Annotated in this window: 15 protein-coding genes and 1 tRNA gene; 9 read left to right on the top strand and 7 right to left on the bottom strand. The window is 66.2% G+C overall.

The features are described from left to right. Positions 1–68 precede the first annotated feature (68 nt). Together ACRVY7_RS04460 and ACRVY7_RS04455 are read right to left on the bottom strand one after the other, a co-directional pair. Positions 69–1,046: an NAD(P)/FAD-dependent oxidoreductase gene (locus ACRVY7_RS04460; RefSeq protein WP_431816128.1), complete on the bottom strand. Its 978-nt coding sequence runs from the start codon at positions 1,044–1,046 to the stop codon at positions 69–71. Between the two features lie 16 nt (positions 1,047–1,062). Continuing rightward, positions 1,063–1,914 carry a class I SAM-dependent methyltransferase gene (locus ACRVY7_RS04455; protein WP_431816127.1) on the bottom strand — a complete coding sequence of 284 codons (852 nt, stop codon included), beginning with the start codon at positions 1,912–1,914 and terminating at the stop codon, positions 1,063–1,065. A gap of 48 nt (positions 1,915–1,962) precedes the next feature. Between ACRVY7_RS04455 and ACRVY7_RS04450 the strand changes: the two genes are divergently transcribed. Together ACRVY7_RS04450 and ACRVY7_RS04445 are read left to right on the top strand one after the other, a co-directional pair. Continuing rightward, complete coding sequence (locus ACRVY7_RS04450; RefSeq protein ID WP_431816126.1) at positions 1,963–2,568, top strand: helix-turn-helix domain-containing protein; 606 nt, start codon at positions 1,963–1,965, stop codon at positions 2,566–2,568. Positions 2,569–2,646: 78 nt separating this feature from the next. Then, positions 2,647–3,891 (top strand): L,D-transpeptidase, encoded by a 1,245-nt coding sequence (locus ACRVY7_RS04445; protein ID WP_431816395.1) that lies wholly within the window; start codon positions 2,647–2,649, stop codon positions 3,889–3,891. A 21-nt stretch (positions 3,892–3,912) separates the two neighbouring features. On the opposite strand, the gene ACRVY7_RS04440 is transcribed toward ACRVY7_RS04445, so the two are convergent. After that, on the bottom strand, positions 3,913–4,713 hold the full coding sequence (locus tag ACRVY7_RS04440) for an SDR family NAD(P)-dependent oxidoreductase (RefSeq protein ID WP_431816125.1): 801 nt from the start codon (positions 4,711–4,713) through the stop codon (positions 3,913–3,915). 90 nt (positions 4,714–4,803) lie between these two features. On the opposite strand from ACRVY7_RS04440, the gene ACRVY7_RS04435 reads away from it, so the two are divergent. From ACRVY7_RS04435 to ACRVY7_RS04425, 3 genes are all read left to right on the top strand, one after another. Continuing rightward, positions 4,804–5,922 (top strand): ROK family protein, encoded by a 1,119-nt coding sequence (locus ACRVY7_RS04435; protein WP_431816124.1) that lies wholly within the window; start codon positions 4,804–4,806, stop codon positions 5,920–5,922. A gap of 107 nt (positions 5,923–6,029) precedes the next feature. Next, positions 6,030–6,854: a transglutaminase-like domain-containing protein gene (locus ACRVY7_RS04430; protein WP_197494476.1), complete on the top strand. Its 825-nt coding sequence runs from the start codon at positions 6,030–6,032 to the stop codon at positions 6,852–6,854. 4 nt (positions 6,855–6,858) lie between these two features. Beyond that, positions 6,859–7,971, top strand: a complete 1,113-nt coding sequence (locus ACRVY7_RS04425; protein ID WP_431816123.1) for a zinc-binding metallopeptidase family protein — start codon at positions 6,859–6,861, stop codon at positions 7,969–7,971. Positions 7,972–7,978: 7 nt separating this feature from the next. Here ACRVY7_RS04425 and otsB read toward each other — a convergent pair whose 3' ends face one another. The 4 genes from otsB to ACRVY7_RS04405 all read right to left on the bottom strand — a co-directional run bounded on the left by otsB (position 7,979) and on the right by ACRVY7_RS04405 (position 12,107). Next, complete coding sequence (otsB, locus tag ACRVY7_RS04420; RefSeq protein ID WP_431816122.1) at positions 7,979–8,758, bottom strand: trehalose-phosphatase; 780 nt, start codon at positions 8,756–8,758, stop codon at positions 7,979–7,981. Then, positions 8,755–10,278, bottom strand: coding sequence for an alpha,alpha-trehalose-phosphate synthase (UDP-forming) (locus ACRVY7_RS04415; protein WP_049698023.1), 1,524 nt, complete (start codon positions 10,276–10,278; stop codon positions 8,755–8,757). Before ACRVY7_RS04415 ends, otsB begins: the two co-directional genes overlap by 4 nt. Positions 10,279–10,401: 123 nt before the next feature. Next, positions 10,402–10,563 (bottom strand): hypothetical protein, encoded by a 162-nt coding sequence (locus ACRVY7_RS04410; RefSeq protein WP_005172211.1) that lies wholly within the window; start codon positions 10,561–10,563, stop codon positions 10,402–10,404. Between the two features lie 104 nt (positions 10,564–10,667). Beyond that, the gene (locus tag ACRVY7_RS04405) at positions 10,668–12,107 is read right to left on the bottom strand and encodes a threonine/serine exporter family protein (protein WP_431816121.1); all 1,440 of its coding nucleotides are present in this window, start codon (positions 12,105–12,107) and stop codon (positions 10,668–10,670) included. A gap of 4 nt (positions 12,108–12,111) precedes the next feature. Here ACRVY7_RS04405 and ACRVY7_RS04400 point away from each other — a divergent pair. From ACRVY7_RS04400 to ACRVY7_RS04385, 4 genes are all read left to right on the top strand, one after another. Beyond that, a tRNA-Thr gene (locus ACRVY7_RS04400) sits at positions 12,112–12,186 on the top strand. Positions 12,187–12,325: 139 nt separating this feature from the next. After that, positions 12,326–13,912, top strand: a complete 1,587-nt coding sequence (locus tag ACRVY7_RS04395) for a carboxylesterase/lipase family protein (protein ID WP_431816120.1) — start codon at positions 12,326–12,328, stop codon at positions 13,910–13,912. A 131-nt stretch (positions 13,913–14,043) separates the two neighbouring features. Beyond that, positions 14,044–15,300: a hypothetical protein gene (locus ACRVY7_RS04390; protein WP_431816119.1), complete on the top strand. Its 1,257-nt coding sequence runs from the start codon at positions 14,044–14,046 to the stop codon at positions 15,298–15,300. Further along, positions 15,297–16,661 (top strand): lipase family protein, encoded by a 1,365-nt coding sequence (locus ACRVY7_RS04385; protein WP_431816118.1) that lies wholly within the window; start codon positions 15,297–15,299, stop codon positions 16,659–16,661. The genes ACRVY7_RS04390 and ACRVY7_RS04385 overlap by 4 nt, the downstream gene beginning before the upstream one ends. The last annotated feature ends 190 nt before the right edge of the window (positions 16,662–16,851 follow it).

The following is a 16,851-nucleotide window of genomic DNA, read 5'->3' as shown; positions in this document are numbered from 1 at the left end:
CACACATTCTCCGGTCAGCCGAGCGCGTGCGGCGCTGAATCGGGGAACGGCTCCCACACGATCGACGACTACGCGGCTGCGCTGCCGACCGCCCTACGTGCATCGGTCATGGCGAGGTCGGCGTTGATCATCGCGCCGGCCTGCGTGCCCGCTGCGGCCGCTGCGCCGACCATGGCCATCGGATCTGCGCAGTTCCCCGCGGCCCACACGCCCGCGAGTGGGGTCCGACCGCCCATCTCCGTCGGAATGAACACACCCGTCGGCGTCGCGGTCGGTTCGCCGCCCAACGACTCGTACAGTGCGGTTCTCGCGACGAAACGCGGTGCGACGACCAGCGCGTCGAGTTCCACTTCGCTGCCGTCGGCAAAGACCGCGGCGCGAAGACGTCCCGATGTATCCGTGTCCAGCCGGGCCACCGGCCCTGCGGCGTGCTCGACGCCGAGTGCGTCGAACATCGCGCGGTCGTCGTCGGACAGCGCCGGCATGCCGTGATCGATCACCGTGATGTGCGGACTCAGCTGCCTGAACAACAGTGTCTGATGCAGCGTGGCCGGTCCCGTACCGAGGATTCCGATACGCCTGCCACGAACCTCGTACCCGTGGCAGTAAGGGCAGTGCAACACGTCTGTGCCCCATAGTGATTCGATGCCCGCGATGTCGGGTAGTTCGTCGACGAGTCCGGATGCCAGCAGCAATCGGCGGGCACGCAGCGTCGTTCCATCGGTCAGAGCTGCGTCGAAGGTGGTGTCTCTGTAGGGCTCTGCGCGGTCGAGTTCTGTGCGCGTGACCGACTGTACCTCTCCCGAGATGATCTGCGCGCCATAGGATTGCGCTTCTTCGCGACCGATGGCGACGAGCTGCGACGGCGAGATTCCCTCGCGGCCGAGGAGGTTGTGTGCTCCCTCGGCGGGCGCGTTGCGGGGCTTGCCCGCGTCGACGACCGCAACCGAGCGTAGCGACCGGGCCAGCGCGACGGCGGCAGCCAAACCTGCTGCGCCACCGCCGATCACGAGCGCGTCGTACGTACCAGTGGATGTCTGTGGCATGAAAGTGTCTCCGTTCTCAGAGAGTTGTGTCAGTTGTGCTGTGCGGCTTGGTGATCCACATCCTGCGGCCGCTACGTACGTTCAGGTCGGTGCGCCGAGCGAGCGACGACGGCAACTCGTCGTCCACGAGTGCATCAATGGCGGCGAGGTCGTCGGCGGTCAGGTCGTCGGCGAGGCCTGCTCGTATCCGCGACAGCCACGACGTGCCGTAGCGAAGCACTGTCGGCGTGATCTCGGAGATCTCCACAGACAGGTCGACGCCCTCGACGACGTCGAGATCCGCCTGTGAAAACGCCTGCGTCCAGTCCGCGAACGGGTTCATCTCGTGGGTGCTCATCGACGCGGCGATGCGTTGTTCGAGCGGGTTGCCGGTCGGCAAAAACATTGGGGGAGAGGTCATCTCGATGATGGCGAGAACCCCACCCGGCTTCAGATGTGCTGCCGCCGTGCGTAGGAAGGAGTCGGGGTCGGCGATGTGATGCAGAGACGACGACGCCCAGATGACGTCGGCGTCGGGAATTGCTGTCGGCCAGCCATCGTCGAGGTCGGCGATCGCGGTACGCACGCTCGGGTGGCCCGCCGCGTCGATGTGGGCGGTCATCTCGGGAGAAGCGTCGACGCCGATGATCTCCGCGGTCGGAAATGCGCGTGCGAGGGCGCGAACCCCGACGCCCGTGCCTGCGCCGACGTCGACGATCACCGACGGCTCACGCCCTAGCGTCGCGCGGATGTGGCCGGTTGCTGTGTCGAGGTATGCGCCCATGACGGCGGCGTCGAGTTCGAGCATCTCGACCATGTCCTCGCCCTGGTGCTCGTGCTGGTGCTGGTGTCCATGGCCGTGCCCGTGCGGGTGTGAATCGTGTCCCATGGCTCCGAGGTTAGCCAGCTCGTGCGCTTGAGGCATACAATCTTGCGTATGGAGCAAGAACTCGACGACGTCGTCCGGCAGCGCATCCGCGGCCTCCGACTCGCAAAAGGCTGGACGCTCGACTCGCTGGCGTCGCGTTGCGAGATGAGTCCGTCCACGTTGAGCAGGATCGAGACCGGGGGTCGACGCGTCGCCCTCGACCAGATCGTTGCCATCGCGCGCGCACTCGGTACGTCTGTCGACCAACTCGTCGAGCCGGCGTCCGACGAGGACGTGGTGATCCGGCCGCAGCCGCACGACAGCGAAGGCGTGACCGTGTGGCCGCTCTCCGGGTCGGACACGCCGGGCGGGGTGTCGGTCGCCAAGATGAGGATCGTCTCGGGAGCGCCCGTCGACCCCAAGAACCTCGGGGTGCATCCCGGGCGCGAATGGTTCACGGTGCTCTCGGGGACCGTCGAGCTCTGGCTCGGCGACCGCGTGATATTGGTTCCTGCAGGTCAAGCGGCCGAATTCGCAACAATGATCCCGCACGCGATCCGGGCCCGCGACGGTGCGGTCGAGATCTTGTCGATCTTCGACCACGACGGCGAGCGCGCCCACCTCGGTCCTGTGCGTCAGGCGTGGTCGACGAAGAGGAGCCACGCAGCGAAGTGAGTCGAAGGTTCCTCACAGGTCTTCGACGGCACTAACACATATGCGATCGCTATTGTGTATTCGATGTCCGAGAATGTAATGCCCAGTCGCCGCACGGTGCTCGCCACCGGTGGTTTGGCGACCCTTGCGGCAGTTGTGCTCGCGGCGTGCGGTAAGTCGAACGACACCCAGGCGGCGAGCGGCCCCAAGAAGCCGACGGTCCGCGTCGAGTTCACGCCGTCGCTCACCGATGAGGCTGCGCCGAATCCGACCGCAAAGGTCGAGGTCAAGGCCATTGATGGGGTGCTCAACCCCGACGTGAAGCTCCTCAACCCCTCGGGCAAGGCCATCGCGGGCACCATGTCCGACGACCGCACGACCTTCACGGTCACAGAGCCGCTCGGTTACGGCACCACCTACACGTGGCAGGGCAGTGCGACCGGATACGACCGGATGAGTACTCCGGTAGAGGGCAAATTCACCACTCTGGACCCGAAGACGCAGCTCAACGTCGTCGTCAACATCGCAGACGGTCAGGAAGTCGGCATTGCCGCGCCGCTCATCCTGAAGTTCGACGGCACGGTCGACAACAAAGAAGCTGTCGAGAAGGCGCTCACGCTCACCACCGAGCCGCCCACAGAGGGAAGCTGGGCATGGCTCGGCGAGGACAACGGTTCGCGCGTGCATTGGCGGTCCAAGGAGTACATGGCTCCCGGCACCAAGATCCACATGTCGGCCAAGCTCTACGGGCTCGACCACGGCGACGGCGCTTACGGCGCGGCCGACGTCACCAGCGACTACGTGGTCGGGCGTTCGCAGATCGTCAAGGCCGAGGCGTCGAGTCACCAGATCGTCGTCGTGCGCGACGGCGCGACGCTCATGACACTGCCCTGTAGCTACGGTCAGGGCGACGTCGACCGCAACGTCACGCGCTCGGGAATCCATGTGGTCAGCGAAAAGCACGAAGACTTCTACATGAGCAACCCGGCCGCCGGGTACTTCAACATCCGCGAGCGATGGGCCGTACGTATCTCCAACAACGGCGAGTTCATCCACGCCAACCCGCAAACCGTTGGCGTGCAAGGCGCGTCGAATGTCACCAACGGGTGTATCAACCTGTCGCTCGAGAATGCGCAGCAGTACTTCAACACCGCGATCTACGGCGACCCCGTCGAGGTGACCGGCACGCGGATCGACCTGTCGGAGGCCGACGGCGACATCTTCGACTGGATCTTCGACTGGCCGACCTGGAAGTCGATGTCGGCCATCAAGGGTGAGCCGCGCACGGCGTCGGCCCCCGCGACACCCAAGGGTGCCCCGACGTCCGTGGGCGCCCCCAACTGAGCCGAGACGGACTGATCGGTCCTACCCGGTACGAACGTTGCGGCGCGAAGACGCCTGATCGCGTGGCCTGATGACGATCTGGTCGAGGTCGACGTGCGCGGGCCGGGAGGCGACGAATCCGACGACCTCGGCGATGTCGCCCGCGGTCAGCGGGGTCACTCCCGAGTAGACGGCGTCGGCGCGGTCTTTGTCGCCGCCGAAACGCACCAGCGAGAAGTCGGTTTCGACCATCCCGGGGCAGATCTCGGTGAGCCGAATCGGCTTGCCCAACAACTCGAAACGCAGCGTGCGGTGCAGCACGCCCTCTGCGTGCTTCGCCGAGGTGTAGCCGGCGCCGTTGTCGTAGACCTCGAGCGCCGCGGTGGAGGTGATCGTGACGATCAGACCGTCGCCCGACGCCTCCAGCGCGGGCAGCAGTGCTTTGGTGACCCGCAGCGTCCCGAGGACGTTGGTCTCCCACATCCAGCGCCAGTCGTCGAGGTCTGCTGTCGCGACCGGGTCGAGTCCTTTCGCGCCTCCCGCGTTGTTGACGAGCAGGTCGACGCGGTCGAGACCGTCGACGAATCGGGCGACCGACTCGTCGTCTGTGATGTCGAGTTGCCTTCCGGTGCCGCCGATTTCGGCCGCGAGCTCGGTGATGCGGTCGACGCGCCGCGCACCGACGACCACGTGGTAGCCCTGCGCTGCGAGCGTGCGCGCGATGGCCTCGCCGATACCTGAGCTGGCTCCGGTCACCACGGCGACCTTCGCGCCGCCGATGTGCGCTGCGATGGGCTCGACGTCGGGCGAGGTCGTGGTCGGGTCGTCGGAAGGTGTGGTCATGGGCTTCACTTTATCGAGTCCGAGTCGTCCGACCGACGTCGCTGCACGGGGTGCTGCTATCGGTCGTCGGTGCGCTGCTACATTCAGCGCATGTTGCATGGAGTCGTCCCGGCGACATTGCAGATAGGCTCGACGCCTGCTGCAGCCGTGCTGCACGCAATCCGGGTCAGTGCGCCGATCACCCGTGACCGACTGGCCGACATCACGGGGTTGTCCCCGGCAACCATCAATCGCCAGGTCACAGCCCTGGCGGGTCAGGGTTTGGTCACCGAGCGGCCAGACCTCGTCAGCCCCGGCAGCATCGGGCGCCCCAAGAATCCGCTCACCCTCGACCGCGACACGCTGTGCGCTGCCGGCATGCACATCGGAGCGCGGCGCACCCTTTTAACCATCGTGGATCTGGGCGGGCGTCCCCTCTACAGCCATGCGGTCCTCACCCCGCACGGCGACGCCGACACCGCCCTCGCCGAACTCTGCGGACAACTTCGCGAACTCGCCGACCGCTTCTCGGGTCGACGCCTGCTCTGGGGTGGGGCGGCCGTCGGCGGTTCGGTCGACGCGGCGTCGGGCACGGTCGACCATCCGATACTCGGGTGGCACCGCGCACGGCTCGGACCGGCGCTGGCAGACGCACTGGGTGTGCCGGTGTCGGTCTGCGAACACGTCGAGGCCATGGCGGCGGCCGAACTGCTGCTCGGCCAGACGATCGTCGACGCCGCTTCCGGCCTGTTCTTCTATGCGCGCGAGACCACCGGCATGGCCATGACGCTCAACGGGCGCGTCCACATCCCCGCACGGGGTGCGGGCAGCATCGCGCATGTGAGGGTCGACGCCCCGGTGCTGTGTCCGGGGCGAGCCGCGACACTATCCGACGTCATCGGCAGCGAGCCGACGTTGCGTGCAGCGCGGCGATTGGGGATCTCGCCGGATGCATCGCCGATCGTCGACGAACGCGCACGCATCCTCGGCGAGGTTGTCGCGACCTTCCGTGATGCGCTCAATCCGGATTCGGTCGTCGTCGCGGGCGACGCCTTCGCCGCGCATCCCCACGGCCTCGCGCCGGTGCAGGCGGCGTTCGACGCCGCGTCGAAGACGGACTGGCCGATGGAACTCACGCCGTCCCTGTTCGGGGTCACGGTGCCCGAGGGCGCGGCAATTGTGGTGGCGCTCAGCGTGATCTACGCAGATCCGGTGGCCTCGCTCTCGTAGCGGTTCACCCAGACCTGACGCCCACACGGCGTGCGGTGCGCAGGGCCGGAGCGCAGATGTGACGCTCGATTACGCGTGATGGGCAATTCGCCCTTACAGTGAGCGATATGTCGAGCTCCCCCCTGACGCTGCCGCGTGACGTCTCCGCAACCATGTCGATTTCTGTGACCGCACCGACCGAACTCGAGATGCAGATTGCCGTGGCGAAAATGCCCGGCATCGAACTCGACGAGAAGCTCGTCGTAGCCGTCAACGGCGACGAGATCACCCCGGAGGAGATAATCGATCCGCACGGCGGTCGAATCCATCGGCTGAACGTGGAGTCGGGTGTCGTCGCCGTCAACTACACCGCGTCCGTGACCGCACCGGCCGATCCGGTGGCGGTCGCGCCGACGGACCGTTCGATGTACCTGCGCCCCAGCCGATATGCCGAGTGCGACAAGTTCTTCGGGTTTGCCGCCGGACAATTCGACGCCTCGCTCCCCGCGGGTGAGCTCCTCGATCAGGTGACCGCATTCGTCGAAGACCGCCTCGACTACATTCCCGGTGCCAGCGACCCGATCGACGGCGCCGTCGACACGCTGCTCGCAGGTGCGGGTGTGTGCCGCGACTACGCGCACCTCGTCGTCGCGCTGTTGCGCGCGTTGAACATTCCCGCCCGGTTGGTCGCCGTGTACGCGCCCGGGTGCGACCCGATGGACTTCCACGCTGTCGCCGAGGCGCTGATCGAGGGGCAGTGGGTCGTGGTCGATGCGACAAAGCTGTCACCTCGACAGAGCCTCGTGCGCATCGCCACCGGTCGCGACGCCGCCGACACCGCTTTCCTCGACAACCACAACGGCTCGATCTCGCTGGACAACTACCAGGTCATGGCGACGGTCCGTGGCGAGCTGCCCATTGACAGTGGAAAAGAGCGCATCAGCATACGATGAACCCATGCATGCACTGACATGTCCCATCTGTAATGCGCTGTCGGGCTTTCTCGGACAGCAATGCCCCAACTGCGGAACGACGGTCGGCATCCACCTGCCGAGTCGATCACTGGTCGTCGCCTCCGATGACGGCGTCGACATCGACGGCGAACGCTGGGTGCGCTGCATCAATTGGGACAGCGGCTGCAACTGGATGACCCCTGCCGAGTTCTCCGAGGAGGACGCGGGGATGCGCGGCCGATGCTTCCCCGATTCGTTGCTGCGCAAGATCCCCGACGCCGACGACCCGATCGGTCGCGAGAAGCTGCCGTCTGCGCTGTCGGATCTGCGCATGCTGGTGTATCAGCTCGTCGATCTCGGGCTGCCGGTCGAGCCCTTCTGGCGTACCGACGGCGGGCTGGCTTTCGATCTGCTGTCGAGCCAGACGCTCGGCAGGCCGGTGACGATCGGGCACGCCAACGGCGTCGTCACCATCGACCTCTCCGAGACCCTTGACGCGTATCGCGAGCGGCTGCGCGTGGATCTGGGCGAGGCGTACCGGACGATGCTCGGACACTTCCGGCACGAGGTGGGCCACTATTACGAGAGCATTCTCGTCGAGAACGGCGAGGGCGCCGACCTATACCTCGAGAAGTGCCGTGAACTCTTCGGCGACGAACGTGCGAGCTACAGCGACGCCATCGACCGTCACTACAAGTTCGGCGCGCCTGCCGACTGGGCCGAGTCCTACATCTCCGAGTACGCGACGATGCACCCGTGGGAAGACTTCGCGGAATGCTTCGCCCACTATCTGCACATCACTGGAACCATCGACACCGCACGGGAATCGGGCGTTCGGCTCGACAACGACCAGGTGCGTTTCGCGATGGACCGCGACATCATCCCGCTGGAGTCCTACGCCGACCAACCCATCGAACGTCTGCTGTACGACTGGAAGTGGTTGGGCACCATGTTCAACCGTGTCAATCAGGCGATGGGTGCGCGGCCGCTGTACCCGTTCGTCATCCCGCAACCGGTTGTCAGCAAGCTAGGCTTTGTCCACAAGGTGATCCGCGAAACAGACAAGCGCTCCGCGCACGACGACCCGCTGATCGACCCGGTCGCCGCACCGGCGTAAGTAGAGCCTAGAGGGCTTGCTCACGTAACTCGACGACGAGCGCGAGAAGTGTTGCGACGTCGTCGGTGTCGGCGATCCGGTAGCGGGCGCCGGTGTCGCCGTCGCCCACCTTGACGCTGATGTCGTGCTCGCCGGTGAGGTGCGCGAACGCCTTCTCGTCTGTCACATCGTCGCCGATGTAGACCGTTGCGTCCGAACCGAACTGGGTCTCCAATATGTCGAGCGCGTGACCCTTGCTGGTCTCGATGACCGCGAGCTCGATGACCATCTTGCCCTCGGTGACCTGGACCCCCGGCCACGACGCGGGCCCCGACCGCGCCTTCGCGAGGGCGTCATCGGCGACGTCGGGTTCCGCGTTGCGCACATGCAGTGCGGCGCTGATCGGCTTCACCTCGACCGTCGTACCCGGATGGGTGTTGGCGATCTCATTGAACGCCTTGACGATTCGATCGAGGAGGGCTCGCTCGTCGTCGGTGACCTGCTCGCCGAACCCGGTGGTGAATTCGGTGCCGTGGCTGCCGACCAGGGTGACCGAGTCGTCGTCGAGACCCGACAGTGCGCGTAGGTCGTGAAGCGATCGGCCAGAGATGACCGCGGCCTCGGTGTCGCGCAGCGCACCCGCGGCGCGGATCGCCGAGATCGACGCGGTGTTGGGCTTGGCGTCTTGCGGACGCGACACGATGGGCGCGATGCAGCCGTCGTAGTCGCTCGACACCAAGAGTCGAGACACGGTGACCGTGTGTGCGACGGCGTCACGCAGGTCGTCGGGAATTCCCGTGTCGCTCACGAATTCTCGTCCCCGCGGTCGGTGTCGTCTGTGCTGCCGCTGGAGACGAGCTGAACTCCGCGATTGGCCGACGACGTCGTCTCCGTTGTCGACGTGAGGGTGTCGAGGAAGCTCTTCGCCCATTTCTCGACGTCGTGGGTGAGTACCTGCCTGCGCAGCGCCCGCATACGACGCTTGCCTTCGGCCTGTGTTTGCTCGACGGCTGCGACGATCGCGTCCTTCACCCCGTCGAGGTCGTACGGGTTTGCCTGATAGGCGGTGCGCAATTCCGCTGCGGCACCGGTGAATTCACTCAGGACCAGCGCACCACCCAGGTCGCTGCGACATGCGACGTACTCCTTGGCGACGAGGTTCATCCCGTCGCGCAACGGCGTGACGAGCATGACGTCTGCCACCACGTAGTAGGCGAGCAGGTCGTTGCGGGGCACCGACCGATTGAGGTACTCCACCACCGGATGGCCCACTTCGCCGTACTGTCCGTTGATGTTTCCGACGAGCTGCTCGATTCCTGCCCGCATGCGGACGTAGCTCTCGACGCGTTCGCGGCTCGGGGTCGCGAGCTGAATCATGACGGTGTCGTGTGGATCGATACGACCCTCGTCGAGCAGTTCCGACAGCGCGCGCAGCCGGACGTCGATGCCCTTGGTGTAGTCGAGTCGGTCGACGCCGAGCAGGATGGTCTTGGGATTGCCGAGTTCCTTGCGGATGTCGCGGGCGCGGGATCGGATGTCCTTGGACTTCGACTGGGTGTCGAGTTCTCCGGAGTCGATCGAGATCGGGAAAGCGCCGACGCGAACGGTCCGGAAACCGACCTGCACCACGCCGAAGCGCGACCGGACGCCGACAGTGCCCTTGCTCGTGGCCTGGCCGGCGAGGCGTCGGGCCAGGTAGAGGAAGTTCTGTGCGCCGCCCGGCAGATGGAACCCGATGAGGTCGGCCCCGAGGAGGCCTTCGATGATCTCGGTGCGCCATGGCAACTGCATGAACAGTTCGACCGGCGGGAACGGGATGTGCAGGAAGAAGCCGATGCGCAGATCGGGGCGCAGCATGCGCAGCATCTTCGGGACGAGCTGAAGCTGATAATCCTGCACCCACACGATCGCCCCGTGCGCAGCGGCCTTCGACGTCGCCTCCGCGAATCGGCGATTGATCTCGACGTAGGCGTTCCACCACTCGCGGTGGTACTCGGGTTTGACGATCACGTCGTGGTAGAGCGGCCACAGCGTGGCGTTGGAGAAGCCCTCGTAGTATTCGGCGATCTCCTCGGCCGAGAGCGGGACCGAGCGGATGCTGATGCCGTCGACCTCGGCTTCCTCGGTGTCGGATTCGGCAGCTCCCGACCATCCGACCCATGCGCCCTTGTGCTTGCGCAGGATGGGCTCGAGCGCCGTGACCAGCCCGCCGGGGCTGCGCTTCCAGGTGACGTTGCCGTCGGCGTCGACCACCTTGTCTACGGGCAGTCGATTGGCGACGACGACGAACTCAGAACCCGGGTCGTCGGATGAACCGGCCGGACCCAAGCGGGAATCGCCGGGTTCGGGGAGGCGTGCGCCGAAGGTGGCCTCCGTGTTGTGCACGCCTGACGTTGCGGGTGCGTCGGTGTCGGAACGCTCGGATACCTCTTCGGATCCCGGGTTCACGACTCAGGCGTTCTCGCCCGGAGCGATCCCCAACATGGACAGCAGCATCCGGCACTCGTCGGCGTCGGTGGCGTAGGCGGCGACAACGCGGCGTGCGGAGTTGGCGGTCTCGTCGGCCACCGGCTCCAGCTCTTCGTCGGCGATGTCAGTGGTCTTGGGGGGCATCTCGTCCTCTCGACTTGCTGTTGCGCGAGGTTGTGCTGTGCGCAACACCCGATCTTACCCGCTGGCGATGGGCTGTACGTCAAGACCTCATCGGGCCCGACACCTCACCAGCGTCGTCGTGCGGCGCGTGCCTCGCGGCGGCGGCGCGCCCAGTCGGGTGCGACGGGCAGGCGGGGGCGTCGCAGCGTGCGGGCGACGAACTCTCCGAGCGTGACGCCCGCGGCCAGTGCGCAGCCGACGCCGAGCGCCGCGGCCATCCAGGTGAGTCCGGTGAGTGTCTGGTCGTTGAGCACGCCGTAGAGGGCGCGGTAGACGGCGAGACCGGGAAGCAGGGGAGTGATGCCCGCGATCGCGACGACCAGCGGCGGAACCAGCGCGCGGCGGGCCAGCAGACCGCCGACGAGGCCGACGCAGGTGGCGGCGAGTCCCGCGGCGATGACGTCGCCGACCGGTAGGAACGACGCCGCTGCGGCGACGCCTGCGCCGATGAGACCGCCCAGGAACGCGATGGGCAGCGCACGACGCTCCGCATAACTGGCGAGCGCGAACGCGAATGCCGCGATTGCGCCTGACGCGACGCGGATGGGGACGTCGACCGGTGCGAACTCTGTCGACGAGGTGATCGTCGGCAGGTAGATGCCGACCGAACTCATCAGGCGCAGTCCGATACCGACGCCCGCGATGATGCCGCCGGTCATGAGCAGCAGTTCGAAGAAGCGCGCGACGCCGGTGATCGGCGCGCCGGTGATGGCGTCCTGCACCGAACCGACCAGCGAGAGGCCGGACAGCAGCACGACGATCCCCGCGGCGATGACCTGTGACGGGGTGATCGACAGGCTTTGCAATCCGGTCTTCTCGCCGAGTTCGTACACGAGCGCGGCGGGTACGACGGCGATGAATCCGCCTGCGACCTGCTGGAAGAAGATCGGCGTGCCGATCCTGTTGAGTCGGCGGTTGAACGTGACCGTGACGACGGTGGTGAGCCAGGCGAGGACCGCTACGACCACGTCACCGCCGAGGAGTACCGAGATGCCCGACGCCATGAGGCCCCACGCGAAGGTCGAGACCCAATACGGGTAGGGGTGTTTGGCCGCGATGATCTGGTCGACGATCCGGTGTGCCGTCGACGGTGTGATCGCCGAGTCGCGAATGCGACGAACCAGCCGGTCGACGGCTGCGAGGCGCGTGAAGTCGAGCGAGCGGTAGTGCACCGTCTGCATCGTCGTGATCGGGGGAAGGGTCGCACCACGTCGGGCGACGACGACGATCGTGTTGTACGTGACGTCGACGTCGACATCCTCGACGCCGTAGATGCTCGCGACGAACCGGATTTGCGAGGAGGTGTCTATCGCGCCGGTTCCCGAGTCGAGGAGCACGGCACCGATCTTGGTCGCGAGGTCGAGCACCTCGGTGATCGCGCCGACGTCGAACCGGTCGATCGGGCGGCGCGGTGCCACCATGATGCTGCCCGGTTCGATCGTGTCGATCGTCGCCTGCCTCGTCCCGGTGAGGCGGCGGACAGCGCGCCCGATATACTCACGCACGCATGCCTCCTTAGCTCAGTGGTAGAGCACTCGCCTTGTAAGCGAGCGGTCGTCGGTTCAATCCCGACAGGGGGCTCCACCCGTCCCGGTTGTGTCTCGCGACGCCTGATTCCCCCACACCGGGCCCCGTATCCGATGTCCCGCGTAAGTGTGGGGTCGGATGATCCTTTGGCACAAACCAGCAGGCCGAACCGCCAACGGCTCCCTATCATTGCGGCGTGAACAGTGCAGCCGACGCAGTGGCCGGCCAGACGGTCTACCGGGGTCAGACGACCGGCAACGTCGATGTCTGGCGTGGCATCCGATACGCAACACCGCCGACGGGCGATCTACGGTGGCGCCGCGCGCGACCGCTCGAGCCGACGTCGGGAACCGTCGACGCGACGACCTTCGGGTCTGTGGCGCCCCAGCAAGTGAACCCGGGCGTCCCGTTGTCACCCGACGCGGTCAAGAGCGAGGACTGCCTGTTCCTCAATGTCTGGGCGCCGCAGGGAGCGGCAGGCGATGGCCGTCGACTGCCGGTCATGGTGTGGATTCACGGTGGCGCATACGTTTTCGGCGCGGGCACACAGCCCATCTACGACGGCGCGCATCTCGCGTCGACGCAGAACATCGTGGTGGTGACGCTGAACTACCGTCTCGGTGCTCTCGGCTTTGCCGACCTCGGCGCTCCGGGACCCGGTGCGGCTGGTGCTGCTGGTCCCACTGCCTCCGCCGGTGGACGATACGAATCCAACGCGGGCCTCAGCGATGTCCTCACCGCGCTGCGCTGGGTGGCCGACACCATCGACGCGTTCGGCGGCGATCCGGACAATGTCACGGTCGCGGGCGAGTCCGCGGGCGGTGGAATGGTGACGACGCTGCTGACGATGCCGCTCGCTCGGGGACTCTTTCACCGCGCCGTCGCGCAGAGCTCTCCGGTGACCTCGGTGTACGACAGGGCGCGCGCACGGTTCGTCGTCGAGCGGTTGACCGCCGCTGTCGGAGGAACGTGTGGCGACATCGAGAGCTTTGCTGAGTTGGACACAGACAAGTTGGTCGCCGCCACGATGAAGGCATTCACCGGGGTGCCTGCCGCACATCCGGGCACCATCCCCTTCTCGCCGGTGGTCGACGGCGATCTGGTGCCGCGACATCCGATCGACGTCTACCGAGAAGGCGAGTCGCTGCCGATTCCACTTCTCATCGGCACCAATCGCGACGAGGCCGCGCTCTTCAAGTTCATGAAATCGCCATTGCTGCCCATCAGTGAGCCCGCGATCGTGCAGATGTTCACCGCGATCGCGTCGGAGTATCCGGAGGTCTCGATCCCCACGGCCGAGCGCGTCGCGGCAGCCTATCCGGGCACGAAGGCGAAGTCCATGGGCCTCGACGTCGCGCGCGACATGGCGTTCCGGATGCCGACGGTGTGGGCCGCAGAGGGGCACGCGGGAGTCGCTCCGGTGCATCTCTATCGGTTCGACTGGTCGACAAGGCTGTTGCGGGCCATCGGGATTCGTGCGTCGCACGCCACCGAGGTGCCGTACCTGTTCGGCTACTTCCCGAGCGGCAAGGCCGGCTTCCAGTTCTGGCTCGGCGGCCGACGGGTCGGTGAGCGGATCGCCGCGGACATGCAGGCTCGGTGGGGTTCGTTCATCCGCGACGGCGACCCGAACTCCCGTCTCGACTCGGCAACGCCCTCGTGGCCGACGTTCACCACCGACCGTCGCGCGACGCTGGTCATCGACGCTCACGACAGCGTCGTCGACGATCTCGACGGACCGCTGCGTGAAGCATGGGGCGACGAGGTTCTCGGGTTTCGCTGAGCAACCGTCTCCCGCAGGCGAAAGATCAACCTGAGCGCAGCAGATTTGCGTTCTCGAATGAGACGGCATTAACCTCGCGTCTCAGACTCTTCTTACTTGCAAGTAAGTAGGGGATGACGTGGAGGGGAACAATGCGCAGATTCTTGGGGACATCTCTGCTCGCAGCAGTGGTTGTCACGCTCGGATTCGTCGGAGTGGTCGCGGCGACGCCGCAGGCGTCGGCGAGTGATCGACTCGACAGAGTTCTGAACCTGCCGCTCGTCAACCGAGACGCGTCGAACGGGCCCGGTGGCGTGAACCCCGCGTTGCCCACCGATCCGACTGTGCTGCGCTCGCTGCTCGACGAGGCGCGCAATCGCTCGATCGCGCCGTCGTCGTATCGCGCGCTGCTCTTCCAGTACTGGCTCGCCGACACCACGAAGGCCGCGGGAATCGATCTCGCGTCGTGGAACCCGCGGGCAGGTGTGAGCGCCAATCGGCAGAATCTGGTTCGCTCGTACCGCTTCTACGAGAACCTGCAACTGTCGCATCGTGAACTGCAGTGGGCGGGAATGGGTGGGCTCGTCGGCGCCGACTTCGGTGGCGGGCTCCTCGACTTCGAACTCGCGACCAACATCTACGACTTCGCCCGTCTGCAGCCGATCGCCAACGCGATTGTCGGACAGACCAATACGGCCCTCGGCCCGGTCTTCGTCGACAAGCTGCCCCGCGGCCTGCGTGCGCTGGCACGTGTCGGAGCGACCATCTCCGCAGACGACCTGCGCAAGATCCAGGGCGACATCCTGGTGATGCAGAAGAACATCTTCTCCGACCTCATGCCGATGCACCGCGCCTACGTCGTCGGCGGACTGCCCGCTCTCGACGAGATGCATCGGGCCGGCCTGTTCGACGCCGAGATCCTGCGTGCCTGGCAGCAGATCGCGTCCAAGCAACCCGACGCGATCGCCGCAGGCAACGCGCGACTGCTGCGTCGCGAGCAGGGTGAGGTCATCAAGGATCAGTGGGACGCGACGCGTGCGTACAAGGGCGACGTCGGCGAGGCGATGACGTATGCGAGCACCGTTGCCGGATCGCCCTCTGTGGCAGGCGTTGTCGCGCCGCGCTCGTTCCGCTCGATCGAGATCGGTGGGACCGCGCCGAACGGGCGTCCGGCGACATTGACTGTGCCGCTGCCGGATTGGAACTGGTCGGTCTTCCCCGAACGGTGGGCATACATCACCGATCAGCTGCTGCCCAAGTACAAGCTGCAGGTCAACAATCACTGGCCGGAGCTCTCCGCGACGCTGCGCAAACCCTATGACCAGCAGTTGGAGAGCCACCGGCCGATGTGGAACATCGCGCCGATGCTGCAGTCCGCCCTGGAGACGACGAAGGTGAGCTACCAGTGAGTCACACACCAAAGGTGTTGCGCGGCAACCGACGACGCGGCGCACTCGGAGTGGTCCTCGCCGTCGCAGCGCTTGCGGCAGCGGTGCTGTCGGCACCCGCCGCCCACGCCGCACCACCCAATCGCACACCGGGACTCGGCGAAATCTTCAACGGCTACGTCGTCGGCACGTTCACCAACGGCAGGCCGGCGAGTCCCGACGAGGTGATCAAGCCACTCACTTCCGGCGACCCGTTCTACGCCGAACCGCGCCTGCGTGGCGACGAGAAGCCGGGCACCGTGCTCAAGGCCAAGAAGGTCGACGTCCAGTTCACCGGATTCCGCCCTGGCAACCTCGACGCCTACAAGTTGATGTACGTCACGCGCGGACTGCACGACGAACCCGAGATCAGCACGGGAATCCTGATGGTGCCGGTTGATGGTCGCGACAACGCGACCCGGCCGCTCGTCGGCTATCAGTTCGCCAACGACAGCGTCGGTGCGTACTGCCACCCGTCGTCGATGTGGACCGGAGCCGATCCGCTCGACGGTGCGTCGTGGTCGGCGCTCGGACCGCTCGCGCAGATGTTCGGCAAGGGTTATGCGGTGATGATCAGCGACGTCGGCAACGACGGTGATCCCAAGCCGCACGGCGTCTTCGCGGGCAAGTTCGGCGGAAACGCTTTGCTCGACGGCATGCGCGCAGCGCTCGCCCATCGACCGGCGGGACTGTCGAAGAGCGCTCCCAAGGCGATCTTCGGGATCGCCGGGGGCGGCGTCGGTGCTGCGTTCGGCGCAGAGAAGGCCGCGGCTTACGCGCCCGAGTTGAATATCAAGGGCACCGTGCTCGAGGGGATGGTGGTCAACCAGCGCAACTTCATCCGTACCTCCGACGGCTCGGTCGGTTCGGGCTTCGCGTTTGCGACGCTGCTCGGGCTCGAGCCGCGGTACCCGGAGATGAAGATCGACGACAAGCTGACGCCCGCAGGTAAGGCGCTCGCCGACGTGTTCCGCACGCAGTGTCAGACGCCCGCATACTTCGGCACGCCGTTCGTGCCGCTGCGCACGCTGTTCAAGGGTGGCAAGAGTCCCGCCGACATCCCCGAGTTCCAGCACGTCTACCGCGACAACATGCTCGGGACACGGTCGCCGAAGTCTCCGGTGCTGATCGCCTCCTGCGCCAAGGACGACTCGCCGATGTCGCTGGTGCCCGCCGCGGATTCGCGCAAGCTCGCCGCGACGTACCGCGCGGGCGGCACCCGCGTCGACTACCAGCCGACGGACTGCAGCATGCTGCACTTCCTGACCAACATGTACGGCTGGGGCACCGACCTCTTCGGCATGCAGACGATCGACTGGCTCGACGCGCGGCTGAAGAGCTGAGGTCTCGCCGGGGGGTGATCTCGACTAGCTCGATCAGCGGTGGGGGCGCTCGATCAGCAGGGGTGATCTCGACAGGCTCGATCAGCAGTGGGGCTCGATCAGCGGATGGCGGGTGATCTCGACAGGCTCGATCAGCGGGTAAGGCTCGATCAGCGGTGGGGGCGCTCGATCAGCGAGGGGCATACGATCG

The sequence above is a fragment of the Gordonia jacobaea genome, from assembly GCF_965344965.1.
Lineage (GTDB): Bacteria > Actinomycetota > Actinomycetes > Mycobacteriales > Mycobacteriaceae > Gordonia > Gordonia jacobaea.
The sequence above is the reverse complement of the archived record's forward strand: the minus strand, read 5'-3'. Positions and strand labels throughout refer to the sequence as shown.